The 18,300-nt window shown below is 65.5% G+C and carries 13 protein-coding genes; 11 read left to right on the plus strand and 2 right to left on the minus strand.

All coding sequences use genetic code 11. The features are described from left to right. Together tssB and tssA are read right to left on the minus strand one after the other, a co-directional pair. Window positions 1-516 carry a type VI secretion system contractile sheath small subunit gene (tssB, locus tag ACN8M7_RS06270; protein ID WP_061238832.1) on the minus strand — a complete coding sequence of 172 codons (516 nt, stop codon included), beginning with the start codon at window positions 514-516 and terminating at the stop codon, window positions 1-3. A 91-nt stretch (window positions 517-607) separates the two neighbouring features. Next, entirely contained in the window at window positions 608-1,627 is a 1,020-nt protein-coding gene (tssA, locus tag ACN8M7_RS06275) for a type VI secretion system protein TssA (protein WP_061238831.1), read from the minus strand. Between the two features lie 379 nt (window positions 1,628-2,006). On the opposite strand from tssA, the gene tagH reads away from it, so the two are divergent. Genes tagH through ACN8M7_RS06330 form a run of 11 tightly spaced genes read left to right on the plus strand, consistent with a single transcriptional unit; the run spans window position 2,007 to window position 18,232 of the window. Continuing rightward, a complete protein-coding gene (gene tagH / locus ACN8M7_RS06280; protein WP_061238830.1) occupies window positions 2,007-3,410 on the plus strand; it encodes a type VI secretion system-associated FHA domain protein TagH in 1,404 nt (467 codons plus the stop codon). A gap of 14 nt (window positions 3,411-3,424) precedes the next feature. Continuing rightward, window positions 3,425-3,949, plus strand: a complete 525-nt coding sequence (gene tssJ, locus ACN8M7_RS06285; RefSeq protein ID WP_490260142.1) for a type VI secretion system lipoprotein TssJ — start codon at window positions 3,425-3,427, stop codon at window positions 3,947-3,949. An 11-nt stretch (window positions 3,950-3,960) separates the two neighbouring features. Further along, window positions 3,961-5,295, plus strand: coding sequence for a type VI secretion system baseplate subunit TssK (gene tssK / locus ACN8M7_RS06290; RefSeq protein WP_490260143.1), 1,335 nt, complete (start codon window positions 3,961-3,963; stop codon window positions 5,293-5,295). A gap of 3 nt (window positions 5,296-5,298) precedes the next feature. Next, on the plus strand, window positions 5,299-6,633 hold the full coding sequence (locus tag ACN8M7_RS06295; RefSeq protein ID WP_061238827.1) for a DotU family type VI secretion system protein: 1,335 nt from the start codon (window positions 5,299-5,301) through the stop codon (window positions 6,631-6,633). After that, the gene (gene tssM, locus ACN8M7_RS06300) at window positions 6,630-10,130 is read left to right on the plus strand and encodes a type VI secretion system membrane subunit TssM (RefSeq protein WP_490260144.1); all 3,501 of its coding nucleotides are present in this window, start codon (window positions 6,630-6,632) and stop codon (window positions 10,128-10,130) included. Before ACN8M7_RS06295 ends, tssM begins: the two co-directional genes overlap by 4 nt. Beyond that, entirely contained in the window at window positions 10,127-10,780 is a 654-nt protein-coding gene (gene tagF / locus ACN8M7_RS06305; protein WP_490260145.1) for a type VI secretion system-associated protein TagF, read from the plus strand. The genes tssM and tagF overlap by 4 nt, the downstream gene beginning before the upstream one ends. After that, complete coding sequence (locus tag ACN8M7_RS06310) at window positions 10,777-11,514, plus strand: PP2C family protein-serine/threonine phosphatase (protein WP_490260146.1); 738 nt, start codon at window positions 10,777-10,779, stop codon at window positions 11,512-11,514. The genes tagF and ACN8M7_RS06310 overlap by 4 nt, the downstream gene beginning before the upstream one ends. Beyond that, complete coding sequence (locus tag ACN8M7_RS06315) at window positions 11,505-14,522, plus strand: protein kinase domain-containing protein (RefSeq protein ID WP_490260147.1); 3,018 nt, start codon at window positions 11,505-11,507, stop codon at window positions 14,520-14,522. Before ACN8M7_RS06310 ends, ACN8M7_RS06315 begins: the two co-directional genes overlap by 10 nt. After that, a complete protein-coding gene (locus ACN8M7_RS06320; RefSeq protein ID WP_490260148.1) occupies window positions 14,519-15,238 on the plus strand; it encodes an ABC transporter ATP-binding protein in 720 nt (239 codons plus the stop codon). Before ACN8M7_RS06315 ends, ACN8M7_RS06320 begins: the two co-directional genes overlap by 4 nt. Then, window positions 15,238-16,434, plus strand: coding sequence for an FtsX-like permease family protein (locus ACN8M7_RS06325; protein WP_490260149.1), 1,197 nt, complete (start codon window positions 15,238-15,240; stop codon window positions 16,432-16,434). The genes ACN8M7_RS06320 and ACN8M7_RS06325 overlap by 1 nt, the downstream gene beginning before the upstream one ends. After that, complete coding sequence (locus ACN8M7_RS06330; RefSeq protein ID WP_490260150.1) at window positions 16,427-18,232, plus strand: formylglycine-generating enzyme family protein; 1,806 nt, start codon at window positions 16,427-16,429, stop codon at window positions 18,230-18,232. Before ACN8M7_RS06325 ends, ACN8M7_RS06330 begins: the two co-directional genes overlap by 8 nt. The last annotated feature ends 68 nt before the right edge of the window (window positions 18,233-18,300 follow it).

The following is an 18,300-nucleotide window of genomic DNA, read 5'->3' on the forward strand; positions in this document are numbered from 1 at the left end:
TCAGGCCTGGGGCTCGTTGTCCTGGGGTTTCGGCGCGCTGGCCAGGGCCTGCAGCAATGCCGGGTCCTTGATCGCCTTCATGATCACGTCCTCGGCGCCGGTCTTGCCGTCCATGTAGGTCAGCAGGTTGGCCAGCTGGGTACGGGCTTCGAGCAGCTGGTTGAGGGCGTCGACCTGGCGCGCCACGGCGGCCGGGCTGAAGTCGTCCATGCTCTGGAAGGTCATGTCGATGCTGAGGTTGCCTTCGCCGGTCAGTTCGTTAGGCACGTTGAAGGCCACACGTGGCTTCATCGCCTTGAGGCGCGAGTCGAAGTTGTCGACGTCGATTTCCAGGAACTTGCGATCGGCTACTGCCGGCAGCGGTTCGGCCGGCTTGCCGGCGAGGTCGGACATGACGCCCATGACGAAGGGCAGCTGGACCTTTTTCTCGGCGCCGTAGAGCTCGACGTCGTATTCGATCTGCACACGGGGCGCGCGGTTGCGCGCGATAAATTTCTGAGAACTGCTGTTCGCCATGGTTTCTCTCCTGGTCGCCTGACGCGACGCGGCGTGTCGGCCACCGGCCGTCTACGGTAAAGCGTGATCCCGCATACCTGGGCCGGTCGGCCTAGTACTCGTCGGGGCCGCGCAGGTTTTCGAACTGGCTCATGCCATCGGGTATCAGGTTGCGCACAATGGTCGCGAAGTCGGCGTTGACCAGGCTGCGAGCCCGGTTGAGCAGCACCGGCAGCGGGCTGGAAGGCTCGTGGCGGGCGTAATAGGTGAGGATTCGTTCCAGGCTTCTGAGCACGTCGTCGCGGTTGGCGATTTCGCCGCTGGCTCGCATTGCGGCAGGCGCCGACACCTGCGCCGCGGGCTGCTCGCCAGCGGCTGACGCGTCTATCGGATCGCTCTCTGCGCTTGCCACGGCAGAGCTGTCGCCCAGGACCTGCAAGGCCAGTTTGAGTGGTTGCTGCAGCGCAGACAGGTCCACGCCCTGAGCGGAACCGACCTGCTCGCTGACCAGACGCTCGATGGCGCTCAGGCTTTGCAGGGCACGGTTCAGAGCCTGGTGAGTGAGCTGTAGCGACTCGCTGTCAGCATCCTGCAAGGCGCCGCCGAGCTCTTCGATGCTAAGACTCTCGTCGCTGGCCACGTGCAGACCGGCGGCACTCAGTGCCGCCCGGGTGGTGATATTGCCGAACACCCGCGAACGCACCAGCACGGCATTGCGCAGCAAGCCGAGATTGGTTTCACAGGTCAGGCCGGAAAGAACGTTGATGCGTACGGTGGGGTCATTGTCGTCGTCGGCATCGAGCTGCGGGTGAATCTCGGGCCAGTAGCGCGAGAGTAGCTCGAGGATCAGTTCGAGGCTGTCAGCCAGACCTTCGATACCGCGCAAAGCCAGGCGGCTCTGCAGCAGATAGTGAGTAATGCGCAGATCCTTGCTGCGTTGCAGAAGGACGTGGCAGGCCTGCTCCAGCTGGCGCCATTCGGGCGGCTCGGCGGCCTGAATGGCATCACCCATGCTGCGCTCAGGGCGCCCCAGCGCATCGCGCTCAAGCTGGAGAAAGTCGCTGTCGTATTCCAGATCTTCACCACAGGGCGAAGTATCGGAAATAGCGGCGAGCAACAACGAAATCTCCACGTTTTCGATCTCCTTATCGATTTGAACTGTGTCACAAAAGTGCAGTCGCTTCATCCTAGCCAGCACTTTGCCAGTCGCTGATTAATACCAACTGGCCACTACACAATCTCGATGACGTCGTGCATTCTTCAACTTAAAAATATATAAAGTCAAGGTAGAATCCGCGCACCAAGAACCTTTGTGAACGACCCCAAAGTTTCGGTAACTTGTGCGTTTGAGTGCATACTTGAACCACGAAATGGAAGGTAAGATCGCGTGTTTTCGCGATCCACAGCCCGCTTGATGGACCATTCTCGAAAGCTAGATGCGGCCCGAGAGCCGCATTAATCAAGGCTTTCACGATTTCGCGGGTGTCACGAAAGCCGGGCAGGGAGGCCACATGGCGCTGCGTTTGACCATCACCAGCTATCACAAGATCACCCCCGGTCAATGCCCCGAGAAAACCCTGGAATATGGCTCGATGGCAATTGGCCGCGCGCCCGATAATGACTGGGTTTTACCGGACCCGGCGCGCCTTGTTTCATCGAAACATTGCCTCGTACAAAATAAGGACGGCCGCTACTACATCACCGACAGCAGCACCAACGGTGTGGAGCTGGTCAAGGCCGGTGTGCGCATGCAACGTGGCAACAGTGAACTTCTTAATCACGGCGAAGTTATTCGTATCGGTGAATATGAAATTCAGGTAGCGCTGGAAAGTTCCATTGCCGAAGGCTCGGCACCATTTTCCACGGCCCCGTCTGGCAATAGTTTCGAGGCCCTGATGGCAGGCCATCAGGACGCTCCATCTGACCCGTTCAGCGCGTCGCCAAACCCCTTCGACGCTTCAGCCAGTGCTCATCTGCAGAGCGTCGCACCACACGAAACCCTGCCTGATCTGTTCGACTTTCTCGGCCCTAGCGCATCGGCACCGAAGCCCGTTGCCGACCACGTCCCGGCGCAGCAGCATGATTTTCGTCCTCCGGACGTCAAAGCCCCACCGCTGCCACAGACGCCAAGCGTCGAGCCAGGCCTGATCCCGGATGACTGGGACCTGCTCGATGGCCTCGTGCCCGCCGCCCCCGCACCGACTGCACTGCCACCCGCGGATTTTGACCTATCGCCGGAGCCGACCGAGCCGGTATCGCTGCCTCCTCCGACGCCCGCACCGACGCCTGCGTCTGCACCCAGTCAGCCAGTGACCGCTCAGCAGGAAGATGCGCTGCTGCAAGCCTTCCTCCGTGGCGCAGGGCTGGAGCGCCTGCAGCTGGATACCCAGCATGCCGCCGCGCAGATGGAAAACATCGGCCGAAGCTATCGCCTGATGGTCGACGGACTGATCGACGTGCTGCGCGCGCGCAGCAGCCTCAAGGGCGAGTTTCGCCTGCAACAGACCATGGTCCAGCCAGTACAGAACAACCCGCTGAAGTTTGCGCCCAATGCCGAGGAGGCCCTGCTTCTGCTGCTGCGGGGCGGCAATTCGGCGTTCATGCCGGCCGACCAGGCCGTACAGGACGGTTTCGAGGATCTACGCGCCCATCAGTTGGCGGTCATGGCAGGCGTGCAGGCGGCCATCCGCCACTTGCTGGCGCGCTTCGAGCCGCAGGCACTGGAAGCGCGCATGGGCAAGGGTGGCGGGCTGGCCAGCCTGCTCCCGGGCTCACGCCAGGCGCAGTGCTGGCAGCAATTCGTGGAGCTCTACGCGACCCTGTCGCGCGAAGCCGAAGACGATTTTCAGGACCTGTTCGGCCGCGAGTTCGGCCGGGCCTATGAGCAACATATCGCCCGTCAACGACGCCCTTAGGGGCGTGGGCAAGGATGAACAACGTGCGAAAACGAACACTTCGGCCCGTTCTGCTGGGCCTTATGCTGGCGGGGCTGACCAGCGGCTGCAGCAAGGACGCAATGGAAGAGGCCAGCCCTGCGCACGGGTCGACCACGGTCGTCCTGCAACTGCGGGCTGACGATGAGCTCAACCCCACCACTGACGGATACAGCGCGCCCGTGCGCGTGCGGCTGCTGGAACTGCGCAGTGCGGCGACCTTCAGTCGCACGGATTACTTCAGCCTCGCCGAGCGCGCCGAGGCAATGCTGGGCGGCGAACTGGTGGCGGAGGATGAGTGGTTGGTGCATCCCGGCCAGACCCGTGAACTGACCCGCAAGCTCGCCCCGTCTACCCGTCATCTCGGCCTGCTGGTCGGCTACCGCGAAATTGACCGGGCGCAGTGGCGCCTGGTGCTGGAGCCGAAGCAGGGCGCCCTCAGTCACTACCGCATCGACCTCGGGACCCACGCCGCCAGCGCGGCTCAACTCACCGCGCCGTCTCGTCTCGACTCTCGCTAACAGGAGCCCGTATGTCCTGGAACAACCGTGTGATCTGGTCCGAAGGCATGTTCATCGGCACCCAGCATTTCCAGCAGCACGACCGCTATCTGGAGGCACTGATCGATGCCCGCAGCCGCCCTCTGTCTGCGGCCGGCTGGGGCTTCGCCGACCTGCAACTCGATGTCGGCCTGCTGGCACAGGGCAAGCTGGCGATTATCAGCGCGCGTGGCCTGCTACCCGACGGTACGCCGTTCAACATCCCGCAGGACGACGTGGCGCCAGAACCGCTGGATATCGCCGACAACCTGCGCGACGGCGTGATCTACCTGGCGCTGCCGCTGCGCCGGGCGGGTGTGCGTGACACCGTGGAAGCGGGTGAAGCACTGGGCGGCGCCCGCTATCGTGGCCAGGTGCGCGAAGTGCGCGACGACAACGCAGCCTTCGAAAGCCGCGTGCCGGTGATGGTGGGTGAACGTGCGCTACGCCTGCTCAGCGCGGCCGACGGCCTGCAGGAATATGCCACCCTGGGCGTGGCGCGCGTTCGCGAAAAGCGCGCCGACCGTGCACTGGTGCTGGATGAGCAGTACATCCCGCCGCTGCTTGACGTGGCAACCAGTGCGCCACTGGCCGCGTTTCGCGGCGAGCTGCTGGGGTTGCTGCATCAGCGCGGCGAAGCCCTGGCCGGACGCGTCGTCGCCTCCAGCGCCGGCGGCGCCTCGGAGATCGCCGATTTCATGCTGCTGCAGCTGGTCAACCGTGCCCAACCGCTGTTCGCTCACCTGGCCCAACTACAGCCCTTGCATCCCGAGCGTCTGTACAGCGAATTGCTGGCTCTGGCCGGAGAATTCGCCACCTTCTCCAGCGCCGGACGGCGCCCGTCGGAGTTTGCGCCGTATCTGCACGATGACCTGCAGACCAGTTTCACCCCGGTGATGCAGGCGCTGCGCGAAGCCCTGTCGATGCTGATCGACAGCAAGGCCGTGCCGATTCCCATCGTCGAGAAGGCCTACGGCGTGCACGTGGCCATGCTGGCCGACCGCAGCCTGCTGGACAACGCCAGTTTCATCCTGGTGGTACGCGCCGACATGCCCGCCGAAACCCTGCGCGGACGCTTCGGCCAACAGAGCAAGATCGGCTCGGTCGAGCACATTCGTGACTTGGTCAACCTGCAGTTGCCGGGCATCAACCTGCTGCCGCTACCGGTGGCGCCGAGACAGATTCCGTTCCACGCCGGTTCGACCTACTACGAACTCGACCGTGGCAGCGAACACTGGAAGCAACTGGCGCAATCCGGTGGCTTCGCTTTCCACGTGGCGGGTGAGTACCCCGGCCTGAACCTGGCCTTCTGGGCGATACGGGGTTAATCCATGACGGATCAAGACGACTGGCTGAACAAGCCACCGGCGCCACAACAGCCGAACAACGATCGCACGCAATTCATGCCACGCCCGGGTGGCCGTGGACCGCAGCCAGCCAGCGAAGCGCCGGCCGCACCGCCCCTGCAAATGCCGGCCGCACCGCTGCCGACGGGCCAGGCCCGCGGCATGAACCCGCTGGAGCAGGCTGCTGGGCCGTTGCTGAGCATGCTGACGCGGCTGCGCAGCACCCTCGCCCATCCCGCGCCAGCCAGCCTGCGTGCGCAGCTGTTGGGCTACCTGCGCCAATTCGAGCAACGTGCCGAGGCCGCCGGCGTGCCGCGCAACGAAGTGCTGCTGGCACGCTACGCGCTGTGCACTGCTCTCGATGAGGCGGTGCTGAGCACCCCCTGGGGCAGCACCAGCGAATGGGGCAAGCAAAGCCTGCTGATCACCGTGCACAACGAGGCATGGGGTGGCGAGAAGGTGTTCCAGTTGCTCGAACACTGCCTGCAAAGCCCACGCGAACGGCTCGACCTGCTCGAACTGTTGTACCTGTGCACCAGCCTCGGCTTCGAGGGCCGCTATCGGGTCATGCACGATGGTCGCAGCCAGCTGGAGGCACTGCGCGAGCGCACGGCGGCAACCCTGCGCAGCGTTCGCGGCGAGCGTGAGCACGAGCTGTCACCCCACTGGCGCGGCGTCAGCGTGGCACCGGACCGGCTGTCGCGACTGCTGCCGCCCTGGGTAGGGCTGGCCGTGGCGCTGGCACTGCTGCTGGTGTTGCTGTTGGTGCTGCGGATGAAACTGACGTCCGACGCCGAGCCGGTGTTTCGGCAGATTCACGCCCTGGGCGAGGTGCCGGTGCAGAGCATCGAGCCAGCTGTGGTCAAACCGCGAGTAATCGAACGCCCGCGCCTGGCCACCTTCCTCGCCGACGACATTCGCGCCAACCGCGTGGCGGTCGAGGATGGCGTCGATCGCTCGGTGGTGACCATCCGTGGCGATGAGCTGTTCAGCTCCGGCAGCGCCAGCATCCGCGACGACTTCCAGCCATTGCTGCTGCGCATCGCCGAGGCGGTCGCCAAGGTCAAGGGCCAGGTGCGCATCACCGGGCACAGCGACAACCAGCCGATTGCGACATTGCGTTTCCCCTCCAACTGGGCGCTTTCTCGCGCACGTGCCGAGGAGGTGCTGCAGATTCTCGCGGCGCGCACTGGCCAGGCCCAGCGCTTCAGCGCCGAAGGCCTGAGCGACACCGAACCGCTGGCGTCCAATGCCACGGCCGAGGGACGGGCGAAGAATCGCCGGGTAGAAATCACCGTACTGGCGGAGGGTGTGGAGTGAAGGCGCTGTTCGGATTCATCACCCGCTGGGTCATCCCTGTGCTCGGGCTGATTGCCCTGAGCCTGATCATCTGGTTCATCGGCCCACTGCTCAGCGCGCTACAGCCAGCCTGGACGCGTTGGACACTGATCATCGTACTGTTCGCCCTGTGGCTGGGCTGGCGTCTGTTCTGTGCGCTGCGCGAGCGCCAGCAGGAGCGCAAGGTGCTCGACAGCCTGGCCGCGCAAACGCCGCCGGATGCCGCCAGCGTGGCCACCGCCGAGGAGCTGGCGACCCTGCGCCAGCGCATGGACGAAGCCCTGGCGCTGCTGAAGAAAGCGCGCCTGGGTGGCGATGAGCGGCGCAACCTGTACCAGCTGCCTTGGTACGTGATCATCGGCCCGCCGGGTTCCGGCAAGACCACCGCACTGGTCAACTCCGGGCTGAACTTCCCGCTCGCGGCGCAGCTGGGTGCCGGCGCCATTCGAGGTGTGGGCGGCACACGCAATTGCGATTGGTGGTTCACCGACGAGGCGGTGTTGCTCGATACCGCCGGGCGCTACACCACCCAGGACAGCCATGCCCAGGTGGACAAGGCCGCCTGGCTCGGCTTTCTCGATCTGCTCAAGACCCAGCGCGCGAGCCGCCCCATCGACGGTGCCTTCATCGCCATCAGCCTGTCCGACCTGTTGCAGAGCAGTGACAGTGAGCGCGCCGCGCACGTGGCGGCGATCCGCTCACGGGTGCAGGAGCTGTATAGCCAGCTCGGCGTGCGCTTCCCGGTCTACGTCATGCTCACCAAGTGCGACCTGGTGCCGGGCTTCATGGAGTTCTTCGACGACCTCAGCCGCGAGGAGCGTGCCCAGGTCTGGGGCTTTACCTTCGCCCTGGACGACGGCAAGAGCGTTGGCGGCCCGCTGGAACAGTTCGACAACGAGTTCGTCGCCCTCGAACAGCGTCTCAACCAGCGCCTGGTCGAGCGCCTGCAACGCGAGCGCGACCCGGCCCGACGCGACCTGATCTACGGCTTCCCGCAGCAGTTCGCGGCGATCAAGGGCCTGCTCGGCGAATTTCTCAACGGTGTGTTCAAGCCCAACGCCTACTCGGAGCGCACCTTGCTGCGCGGGGTGTACTTCACCAGCGGCACTCAGGAAGGTAGCCCGATCGACCGTCTGATCGGCGCCATGGCGCAGAGCATGAACCTCGACCGCCAGCACCTGGCGCGACAGAGCGGCAGTGGCCGCAGCTATTTTCTGCAGCACCTGTTCAGCCGCGTGGCATTCGCCGAGCGCGGCCTGGTCGGTGTCGACCAGAAGGTCGAGCGTCGCCGTCGCTGGATTGCCATCGGTTCGCTGGCAGCCAGCGTGGCTCTGGTATTGGTGGTGAGCACGCTGTGGCTACTGAGCTACAACGCCAACCGCGACTACATTGCTCAGGTCGGTGCGCGCATCGCGCCGCTGGAGCAGCAGGTACGCAGCCTCAGCCCGGCGCAACGCGACGTGCTGGCGGTGTTGCCGCTACTCACCGCCGTGCGCAACCTGGCTGGCGATGCGCCGGACTGGGCCGAAGGCTTCGGTCTGTATCAGGGCGACATGCTCGAAGAGCAGGCCGCCAGCGTCTATCGCCGTCTGCTGGTGGCCACCTTCGCCCCGCGCCTGGTCAGCCGAATCGAGGAGCAGCTGCGCAGTGGCGGTGGCTCCGACTACCTCTACGAAGGGCTCAAGGCCTACCTGATGTTCGGCGGTGGCGAGCAGTACGACGCCGAGTTCATCAAGGCCTGGGTCAGCCTGGACTGGGATCAGAGCCTGCCGCGCGACCTGCAGGACGAGCAGCGCCAGGCTCTCGATGGGCACCTGCAGGCGCTGTTCGCACGCCGTCCGCCGGATGCCCGCTTAGATCAGCGCCTGATCGACGAGCTGCGCATGCAGTTGCAGCGTCTGCCGCTGGCACAGCGCGTGTACGACCGGGTCAAGCGCCAGAAGCTGCCGGACGGGGTCAGTGACTTCCGCCTCAGCGAGGCAGCCGGACGCGACGCCGCACTGGTGTTCACGCGCAAGAGCGGCAAGGCACTGAGCGATCCGCTGAGCGGCTTGTTCACCCGTCGCGGCTACCGCGAAGCCTTCCTGCGCGCCAGCGTCGGCCAGGCCAGCGTCGTGGCGGAGGAACAATGGGTACTGGGCCGTCAGCTCGACAGTACCCAGGACGCCGTGAGCCTGGCCGCAGATGTTCGCCAGCTGTACCTGCGTGACTACGTGCAACAGTGGGACGCGCTGCTGGCCGACCTCGACTTCGTGCCAATCACCAGCGTGGCTCAGGCCGCCGACGTGCTGCGGATCCTCTCGGGGCCTTCCTCACCGCTCAAGCAACTGCTGATCGCCGTAGCGCGGGAAACCGACCTGCAGCAGGCACCCGACTCCGCAGACGCGACCAAGGCGACCGACGAGGGCGTCGAGCAGCTCAAGCAAAAACTCGGCTCGTTGCTCGGCCAGACGCCGGCAGGCACCGCCGTGGCCGCGGTTACGCAGATCGACCCGGTCAGCTCGCACTTCGCCGAACTCAACAGCCTGGTCAGCCAGGATCCGTCGGCACCGATGGCCATCGATGGCCTGCTGGCGGATCTCAACGAATTCTACGTGCAGCTCAGCAGCATGGTCGGCGCCAGCGGCGAGGCGCTGCTCGGCGAGGCGAAGAATCAGGCCAGCGCCGCCGCCGCGAGGGTCAATCTGACCGCCGCGCGGCAACCGCAGCTGGTTCAGGGGCTGGTCGCTTCGGTCGTCGCCGCCAGCACCAACAGCATGATGGGCGGGGTGCGCAATCAGCTCAACGCGGCCTGGCAAAGCGACGTCGTCAACGTCTGGCGGCAGTCGCTGAGCGGCCGCTATCCGATGGTACCGGGCAGCCAGCGCGATTCCACGCTGGACGATTTCGGCCAGTTCTTCGGCGTCGGCGGGGTGATGGACAGCTACTTCCGCAAGTACCTGCAGCCCTATGTCGACACCTCGGCACGCAACTGGCGCTGGCAGCCGGGCGCAGCGCAGAAGCTGGGCATATCCGCCGGCGTGTTGCAGACCTTCCAGCGAGCGGCGCTGATTCGCGACGAATTCTTCCGCAGCGGTGGCCTGCAGCCCAGCGTGCGCTTCGAGCTCAAGCCGGTGAGCATGAACGCCACCATCAGCCAGTCGCAGCTCGATCTCGATGGCCAGTTGATCGGCTTCGACCACGGCCCGAGCCGGCCCGTTGCGGTGCAATGGCCGAACCCCAACAGCATCGGCGTCGTACGCCTGACGGTGTCACCACCGGTCGAAGGCGGTCGCTCGGCGCTGACGCTGGAGGGCCCGTGGGCCTGGTTCCGCCTGCTCGATCAGTCCGAATTGATCGGTGGCGCCTCGCCGGATCGCTTCAACCTGCGGGTACGTCTGGATCGCTCCAGCGTCGCCTACGAACTGCGTGCCAGCAGTGCCTTCAATCCTTTCAAGAGTCGCGCAGTGGCCGGCTTCACCCTGCCGGAGCGGCTATGACGATGATGGGTTTTTACGGCAAGGTCGCCAGTCGCGGCGACTTCATCGAACGCAACCTGACGAAGGACTTCCAGCACAGCTGGGACACCTGGCTGTCGGCTGGTCTGCAGACCAGCCAGCACCAACTCGGCGAAGGCTGGCTGGATGCCTATCTGACCAGCCCGCTGTGGCGCTTCGCGCTGGCTCCCGGCGTCTGCGGCCACGAAGCCATGGCCGGGGTGCTGATGCCGAGCATCGACCGCGTCGGCCGTTACTTTCCGCTGACGGTCGCCTGCCGTATTCCCGGCGGCCAACCGCTCAAGGCCTTGCAGGCCAGCGAAGCCTGGTTCGAGCGGATCGAGGATCTGCTGCTGAGCACCCTGGAAGAGGGTGCCCAGTTCGAGGCGTTCGAAGCCGCGGTACAAAGCCTGGAACCCCTGCCGGACATCGCACTGCCCACGTACGACGAAGCGCATGGCCTGCAGCATTGGCCGGTGATCGACGCGCCTGGGCGCCTGGCTGCGCTCGCCGCCCAGACCTGCAGCGGTGCCAGCCTGTGGTGGGGACGCGGCTCGCAACGTATCGCTGCCGGGTTGAGACGTTGCCAGGGGTTGCCACCGACCGAGTCCTTCGCGACCTATCTGCTAGGTTCGGAGGTCATCGCGCAATGACTGCACTGCATTATCAGTCTGCGGCCTACAGCCACGTTGGCCTGGTTCGCCAGATCAACGAAGACGCCTATCTGGAGAGTCCGGAGGCGGGCCTGTGGGTAGTGGCCGATGGCATGGGCGGGCATGCCGCCGGTGATTACGTCAGCAGCCTGATCGTCGACAGCCTGCGCAACATCAAGGCGAGCGACAGCCTGTGTGACTACGAGCATGTGCTGCGGCTCACCCTCAGCCAGGTCAATTCGGCCGTACGCGAGCAAACCCATCTGCGCGGCGTGACCATGATGGGCAGCACCGTGGTACTGATGGCCAGCCGAGGCGACCAGGGCCTGTGCCTGTGGGCCGGCGACAGCCGCCTGTATCGCCTGAGGGGCGGTGAGCTGCAGGCAGTTTCGCGGGACCACAGCTATGTGCAGGACCTTCAGGACAGCGGCCTGCTCAGCGAGGCCGAGGCGCGCCAGCACCCACGCGCCAACATCGTCACCCGCGCAGTGGGCGTGCAGGACCAGCTGGAGCTTTCCAGCAGCCTGTTCGACATCCTCCCCGGAGACACCTGGCTGCTGTGCAGCGACGGCCTTACGCGCACGGCCGAAGATCACGAGATCCGCGAGGTGCTAACGCACGCCGATCCCTATCAGGTGGTGCGCAGCCTGGTCCACCTGGGCCTGACCCGCGGCGCTCCCGACAACATCACCGCCATCGTCATCAAGGCAACCGAGACCGCCTCATGGACCTGAACATTCCCGGTTTCGACATCGACGGTGTGATTGGCGAAGGCGCCATGGCCACCGTCTACCTGGCGCTGCAGCGCTCCCTCGAGCGCAAGGTGGCGTTGAAGATCATGGCTCCGGCGCTGGCCGCCGATGCCTCGTTCTGCGAACGCTTCCTGCGCGAGGGCAAGACCCTGGCGCGTCTGGCCCATCCGCACATCGTCACCGTGCACGACATCGGCAACGTCGGCGAACACTACTACATGGCCATGGAGTACCTGCCCAACGGTACCCTGCGCGAGCGCATCGCCGCCGGCCTGAGCCCCGAACAGGGCCTGCAGTACATCCGCCAGATTGCCTCGGCGCTGGGTTATGCCCATAGCCAGGGGCTGATCCATCGCGACGTGAAACCGGCCAATATCCTCTTCCGCGCTGACGGCACCGCCGTGCTGTCGGACTTCGGCATCGCCAAGTCACTCGACGACCGCACCCAGTTCACCCAGGTGGGCTTCGCCGTCGGCACACCCAACTACATGAGCCCCGAGCAGGCGCGCGGCCTGGATATCGATGGCCGCGCGGACCTCTATGCACTGGGCGTGGTGCTCTACGAAATACTGGTCGGCGAGCTGCCTTACATGGGCACTGACGCACTGTCCACGGCGCTGGCCCATCTGACCCAGCCGCTGCCGGAGTTGCCGATACAGCACAGTCGTTATCAGACGCTGTTGCAACGCCTGCTGGCGAAGAACCCCGATGAACGCTTCAGCAACGCCGCAGAGCTGCTGGCGGCGCTCGATGCCCAGCCCGCGCCGGACCCGGAGGCCACCCTGATCCGTCCTGTGGTCACTCAGCAGGCCACGCTGGGCGCGCCATCGGCCAGCGAACTGGGGGATCTGCAACCGGTATCCATCGACATTCCACGCAGCACACCGGCCCCCGCGGCGACCTTGACGCCTTCCCCGGCAGCCAATACCGGTAACGCAGCGGCGCGACCGGCCACCAGCAACAGCAAACCACGTATGGCGCTGCTGGCGGTTGCCGTCGCTGCCGCGCTGGGTCTGGGCGGCGGCGCCTACTGGTGGCTCAGCCAGCCTGCCGCGCTGCAGGCCTCGGTCAGTACACCGCAAAGCGGCGCGCAGATTTCCCCAGACACCATTCCAGCCGCCGATACGGGCGAGGCGGGCGAACATCCGCTGCTCATGCCCGGTAAGCAGACGCTCTACCAGCGCGTATTGCTCAAGCCCGGGGCGCAACTGCTCGGTGCTCCGGGTGACAGCACTGGCACGGCATTGCCGGCCTTTTCGGTGCTCTACGTGTATGCCCGGCGCAACCAGGACGGGCAGGCCTGGTTGCAGGTCGGCGCTGCCAGCGATGGCCGGGTGCAGGGCTGGATCGCCGCCGAGCAGGCCAGCGACTGGAAACAGAGCCTGGTGCTGAAGTTCACCGAACGCTCCGGGCGGGCACCGGTAATGTTCATGCAGCAGGCCGGCGACGTGGAACAGCTGATCGACCGCACCAGCCAGGCTCGCGAACTGCTGCTGCAGGCGCAGAACGAGCCCGAGCAGGTGCCGCAGGTGGTGGCGCTGGAACCCACCGCCAGCGCGGTACCGCAGGACCAGTTCTACCTGATGCCGATCTTCGACTTCCGCGAGGCCTTCGACGCAGAAGGCCAGCCGGTGCAACTGCTCAACATCGCCTCGATCGACCCCGGCAGCGCCGCCCGCAGCTCCGAACAACAGCCGCCCGCCGCCGCCCATGACGCAGGATTTCGCACCGGCATCGTGCTGGTGGTAGACACCTCGGTATCCATGCAGCCCTACATCGACCGTGTGCGCCAGGTGGTCAGCGAGCTGCAGAGCCAGCTACAGGCCCGCGGCGAGCTGGATAACGTCAGCTTCGGCCTGGTCGGTTATCGCAACAGCACCGCGCGCACACCGGGTCTGAAGTACCTGAGCAAGACCCTGGTCAGTCTGCAGGAGGGCAGTGATCCACGGCGTTTCCTGCGCGCTGCCGAACAGGTGCAGGCAACCACGGTCTCCAGCCACTCGTTCAACGAGGACGCCTTCGCCGGCGTCATGCAGGCGGTCGAGGGCATGGACTGGTCGGGTTATGGCGGGCGCCTGATCCTGCTGGTCAGCGATGCCGGCGCGCTGCGCAAGAACGACCCCTTCAGCAGCACCCTGATGAACGAGGCCGAGGTACGCCAGGCCGCGCTGAGCAAGCAGATCAAGATCTTCGCCCTGCACCTGCGCACCCCGGCCGGCAAAGCCAACCATGCCTCGGCCGAACAGCAGTATCGGGTGCTGACCGCCGACAGCAACCCGCAGATCGGCGACCTCTACGTCTCGGTACCGGGCGGCGATGTCGAGGCTTTCGGCGAGCGCGTGCGCGAGATTGGCTCGACCTTCGCCGAACTGGCCGCACAGGTCCGCGCCCAACAAGCGCCCGTGCCGCCGCAGCTCGCCGATGGCGGCAGCCTGGCGGCCAAATCGCAGGCCATCGGTTACGCCATGCACATGGATTTTCTCGGCCGCCGCAGCGCCAGCCAGGCGCCGCAGCTGGTCAGTGCCTGGACTGCCGACCGCGACCTGAGCAACCCGAGTCTGCCGACGCTGCAGGTGTGCGTGATGCTGACCAAGCTGCAGCTCAACGACCTGCAGCAGTCGCTCAAGCTGATCGTCGACGCCGCGCGCAAGACCAAGACCTCACCGGCGGATTTCTTCAGCGAGATCGCCAGCGCCAGCGCCTACATGAGTCGTGACCCCGCTGCGTTGCGCCAGGGCGCCAACCTGGCGCAGAGCGGCGTACTCGGCGAATACCTCGACGGACTGCCGTATCGCAGCAAGGCGCTGAGCATGACCCAGGACCTCTGGCTGTCGCTGTCGGTGGCCGAGCAGGAAGACTTCATCGACGAGCTGGAATCGAAGATTCGCCTCTACGAAACCTTCCATAACGACATGGCCAACTGGGTGCGCTTCGGTAACGCCGAGCCTGGCGACGCCCTGTACCGTGTACCGCTGTCGACACTGCCATGAAGATTCATCTGCAGCAGGTCCTCAAGCAGCGTGGTCAGGGCGCTCAGCGCTACAGCCTGGCCATCGAGCACCTGCTGCTGGAACCTGGTGCGCGAGTCGCGCTGGTCGGTCCCAGTGGCTGTGGCAAGAGCACGCTGCTCGACCTGTTGGCCCTGGTGCTGGCACCGGATACCGCAGAGACCTTCGACCTGCAGCCGGCCAGCACCGCAACCGACATCGCCGGGCTGTGGCGACAGGGCCGGCAGAGCCAGCTGGCGCAGCTACGCAGCCAGCACCTGGGGTACGTGCTACAGACCGGCGGTTTGCTCGGTTTTCTCGATGTACGCAGCAACATCGCCTTGCCTCGACAGCTCCTGGGGATGCCGGACAACGGCCAGGTGCTGCGGCTGGCACAGGCCCTGGACGTGCAGGAGCAGCTGGACAAGTATCCGGCGCAGTTGTCGATCGGCCAGCGACAGCGCGTCAGTTGTGCGCGAGCGCTGGCTCACGGGCCACGCCTGCTGCTGGCTGACGAGCCAACGGCAGCACTGGACCCAATCAATGCCGAGCGGGTCATGCAGCTGCTGCTGAACCAGGCCGAGGCGACCGGTGCGACCTGCATCGTCGCGACTCATGACGAGGCACTGGCGCAGCATGCCGGCCTGAGCATCCTGCGCATGAGCTGCCAGCGTGACGCTGACGGCGGCGTCAGCGCTCACCTAGAACGGGCTGCCTGATGCGCCCGCTGCTGATCGCCGGCCTGGCCTGGCAGGACTACCGCCGCGAGGCGCGTCTGTCGGCGTGCAGCGTCCTGGCGCTGGTGGCGGTGATCGCGCCGTTGCTGGTGCTGTTTGGCCTCAAGTACGGCCTAGTCGGCAGCCTCACCGAACGCCTGCAACGTGATCCCGCCGTGCGCGAAATCATCCCGCTGGGCGGCACTCGTCTGCAGGCAGAATTCATCGACGCACTGCAACAGCGTGAAGAGGTTGCCTTCGCCATCCCCCGCACCCGGCAGATCGCGGCTACCAGCGAGCTGCAGGCGCCAGCGGGCACCACGGTCAGCGTGGAGATGCTGCCGACCGCGGCCGGCGACCCGCTGCTGCAAGGCCTGCTGGTACCCCAGACACTGCAGCAAGTGGTACTCAGCCATACGGCCGCGGAGAAGCTTGGGGTCGCTGCCGGCAGCCAGATTCAAGCACGCTTCGCTCGCCAGCAAGGCGGCATTCTGCAGTGGCAGCAGACCTCCGTGCAGGTGCTGGCGGTGCTGCCATTGGCGGCGTTCGAGCGTGACGCGCTGTTCGCCCAGGCAGCGCTGCTGGAAGCCGTCGAGGATTACCGCGACGGCCTTGGGGTCGCCGCACTGGGCTGGGCAGGCGCGGCGGCCAGCCAGGCACCGCGGATCTACCCTGGTTTTCGTCTGTATGCACGCACGCTGGAAGACGTCGAGCCGCTGCGCCAGTACTTCGCCGCGCAACAGGTGCAAGTCGTTACCCAGGCGGCGCAAATCGCTCAGGTACAAGCGCTGAGCCGCAACCTCGACCTGCTGTTCTGGCTGATCACCGCTCTGGCCCTCGGCGGTGCGCTGGCGGCCACCGGCGCCGGAGCGCTGGCAGCCGTCGAGCGTAAGCAGCGCGAGCTGGCCGTACTGCGCCTGCTGGGCTTCGGCAGTGGTGCCCTGCTGCTGTTCGTAATCCTCCAGGCGCTGTACAGCGGCCTCTTCGCCAGCGTCTTGTCAGCCCTGCTGTACCGCCTGGCAGAGGGCGGCATCAACCATCTCTTCGTACAGGTGCCGGGCGACTACGCCAGTCGTCTGCTGCCCGAACATTACCTGGTCGCCCTTGGCGCCGTTCTGCTGGCCAGTGCCTTTGCCGCTGCGCTGGGCGGGCGGCGCGCGGCCAGGATCGACCCCTCACAAGGAATTCGCGATGTCTGACAGTCGTTTCGCTGCTTCCGCCCTGATACTCGCCACGTTCACGCTGGCAGCCTGCTCGCCAGGCGACGACGAGCCGCCTGCGGCAAACAAAGCCGCCGCACCCGCTCAGTCCCAGGCCCAACCTTCTCGCACGCTGGACCCGGAGCAACTGGCGAAACTGGACAACCCCAAGCCGTTGCCCGGCGACGTCAGCCTGCCATTGCCCTGCGGCGGCGAGATGGTCTTTCGTCATGTCTACGTCCTCACCCAGGGTAGCCTGGACGACCGGGAAGTCAGCCTCGGCTATCCGTTCAGCGAAGGCGAGGCCGGCTACAAGCAGTCGTTCATTTCCGGCTATCGCCGCGACTTCATCAACGGGCAGTTCAGCCTGCAGGACCTGGCACCAGAGTGGCAGAAGCAGATCGCCGCACGCCTGCCCAAGATCGACGCTGGCAGCCCGCTGAAACCGATGATGTATTTCATCGGCAAGTACGAAGTCACCGCTCACCAGTACGCCCAGGTCATGGCCCAGGCTCAGTCGCTGGCCAGCGGCGAGCCTGCCCCCGCTTGCGCACCGGCCACCGACATGAGTGGACGCCTGCCACAGGTGAAGCTGTCGCGTTTCGAAGCCGAGCGCTTCGCAGCGGTCTATAGCGCCTGGTTGCTGGCCAATCACCGGGAGCTGCTGCCTGTCAGTGGACGCGGCAAGAAAGCAGAGCAGGGCGGCACCGCCTTCGTCCGCCTGCCGACCGAGGTGGAGTGGGAGTTCGCTGCCCGCGGCGGCTCGGAAGTCAGCCGCCAGCAACTGGAAGCACGACTCTTCCCGCGCCCGGTCGAAGGTAGCGACGATGACGGTCCGCTGGGTAAGTGGGCGGTCTTCAACCAGGTGGCAGGTGGCACCGGTCAGGCACCTCGCTTGATGCCAATCGGCACCAAGCAGAGCAATCCGCTGGGCCTGTTCGACGTGATCGGCAACGCCGCCGAGATGGTGCAGGAGTCCTTCCAGCTGGTCAGTGCCGGGCGCCGCCAGGGCACCTATGGCGGCTTCGTGGTCAAGGGCGGCAATTACCTGGAAGGCGAGGGCACGCTGTTTACCGGCATGCGCCGCGAGTATCCGCTGTTCGGCGCCGATGGCAGCGAACAACGTAATGAGACCACAGGTTTTCGCGTCGCCATCGGCGCACTGTCAGCGCCCCGCTCGCGTTATGACGAGCTTTTCAGCCAATGGCAGAAACAGGGGCGCCTGGCCGGTCTGACCGATGACATCGCCGCGGCCGATGATCCGACCCAACGCCTCGACAGCATCATCGCCAACGCCACCGACCCGCGCCTACAGGCCGAGCTTGGCCTGGTCAACGAAGAGCTCAAACGCAACGTCTCGTTGATTGCGCGCCAGCGCGAGGAGGCGGCCGGCAACCTGATCCAGTCGGCCGCGCTAGTGGCTGAAACCATCAACAACTACAACATCCGTCTGACCAACCTGCGTCAGAGCCAGCGTGAGGCCCAGCAGAAGAACGACACGGCCTCAGCACAGATCTTCGGTGCCGCCATCCGCAACGGCACCAGTGCGCTGAACGGGGCCGTAGCCATTTACATCGACAACATGGCCAGCGGCACCCGCTACACCAACGACGTCATCGAGGTGCAGTTTCAGCGCATCAAGGAGGAGCTTGCGCGCAAGCCAGTGATCGGTAACAGCCTGGTCAGTCGCGCCACCCTGTTCGTCAGCCATGTCGCCCAGTATCGCCGCCAACAACGCGCCGATCCGGCCGAGATCCTCAAACAGTTACTGGAAACGCGGGCGGTCCAGCGACCATGAACCTCTTCGCGATAGCCCAGAGAAGTGAACGACCCAGATCAATCCACCACCAGCAGAGAGCCCTAGCT

The organism is Pseudomonas spartinae (assembly GCF_965197125.1).
Classification (GTDB): domain Bacteria; phylum Pseudomonadota; class Gammaproteobacteria; order Pseudomonadales; family Pseudomonadaceae; genus Aquipseudomonas; species Aquipseudomonas composti_A.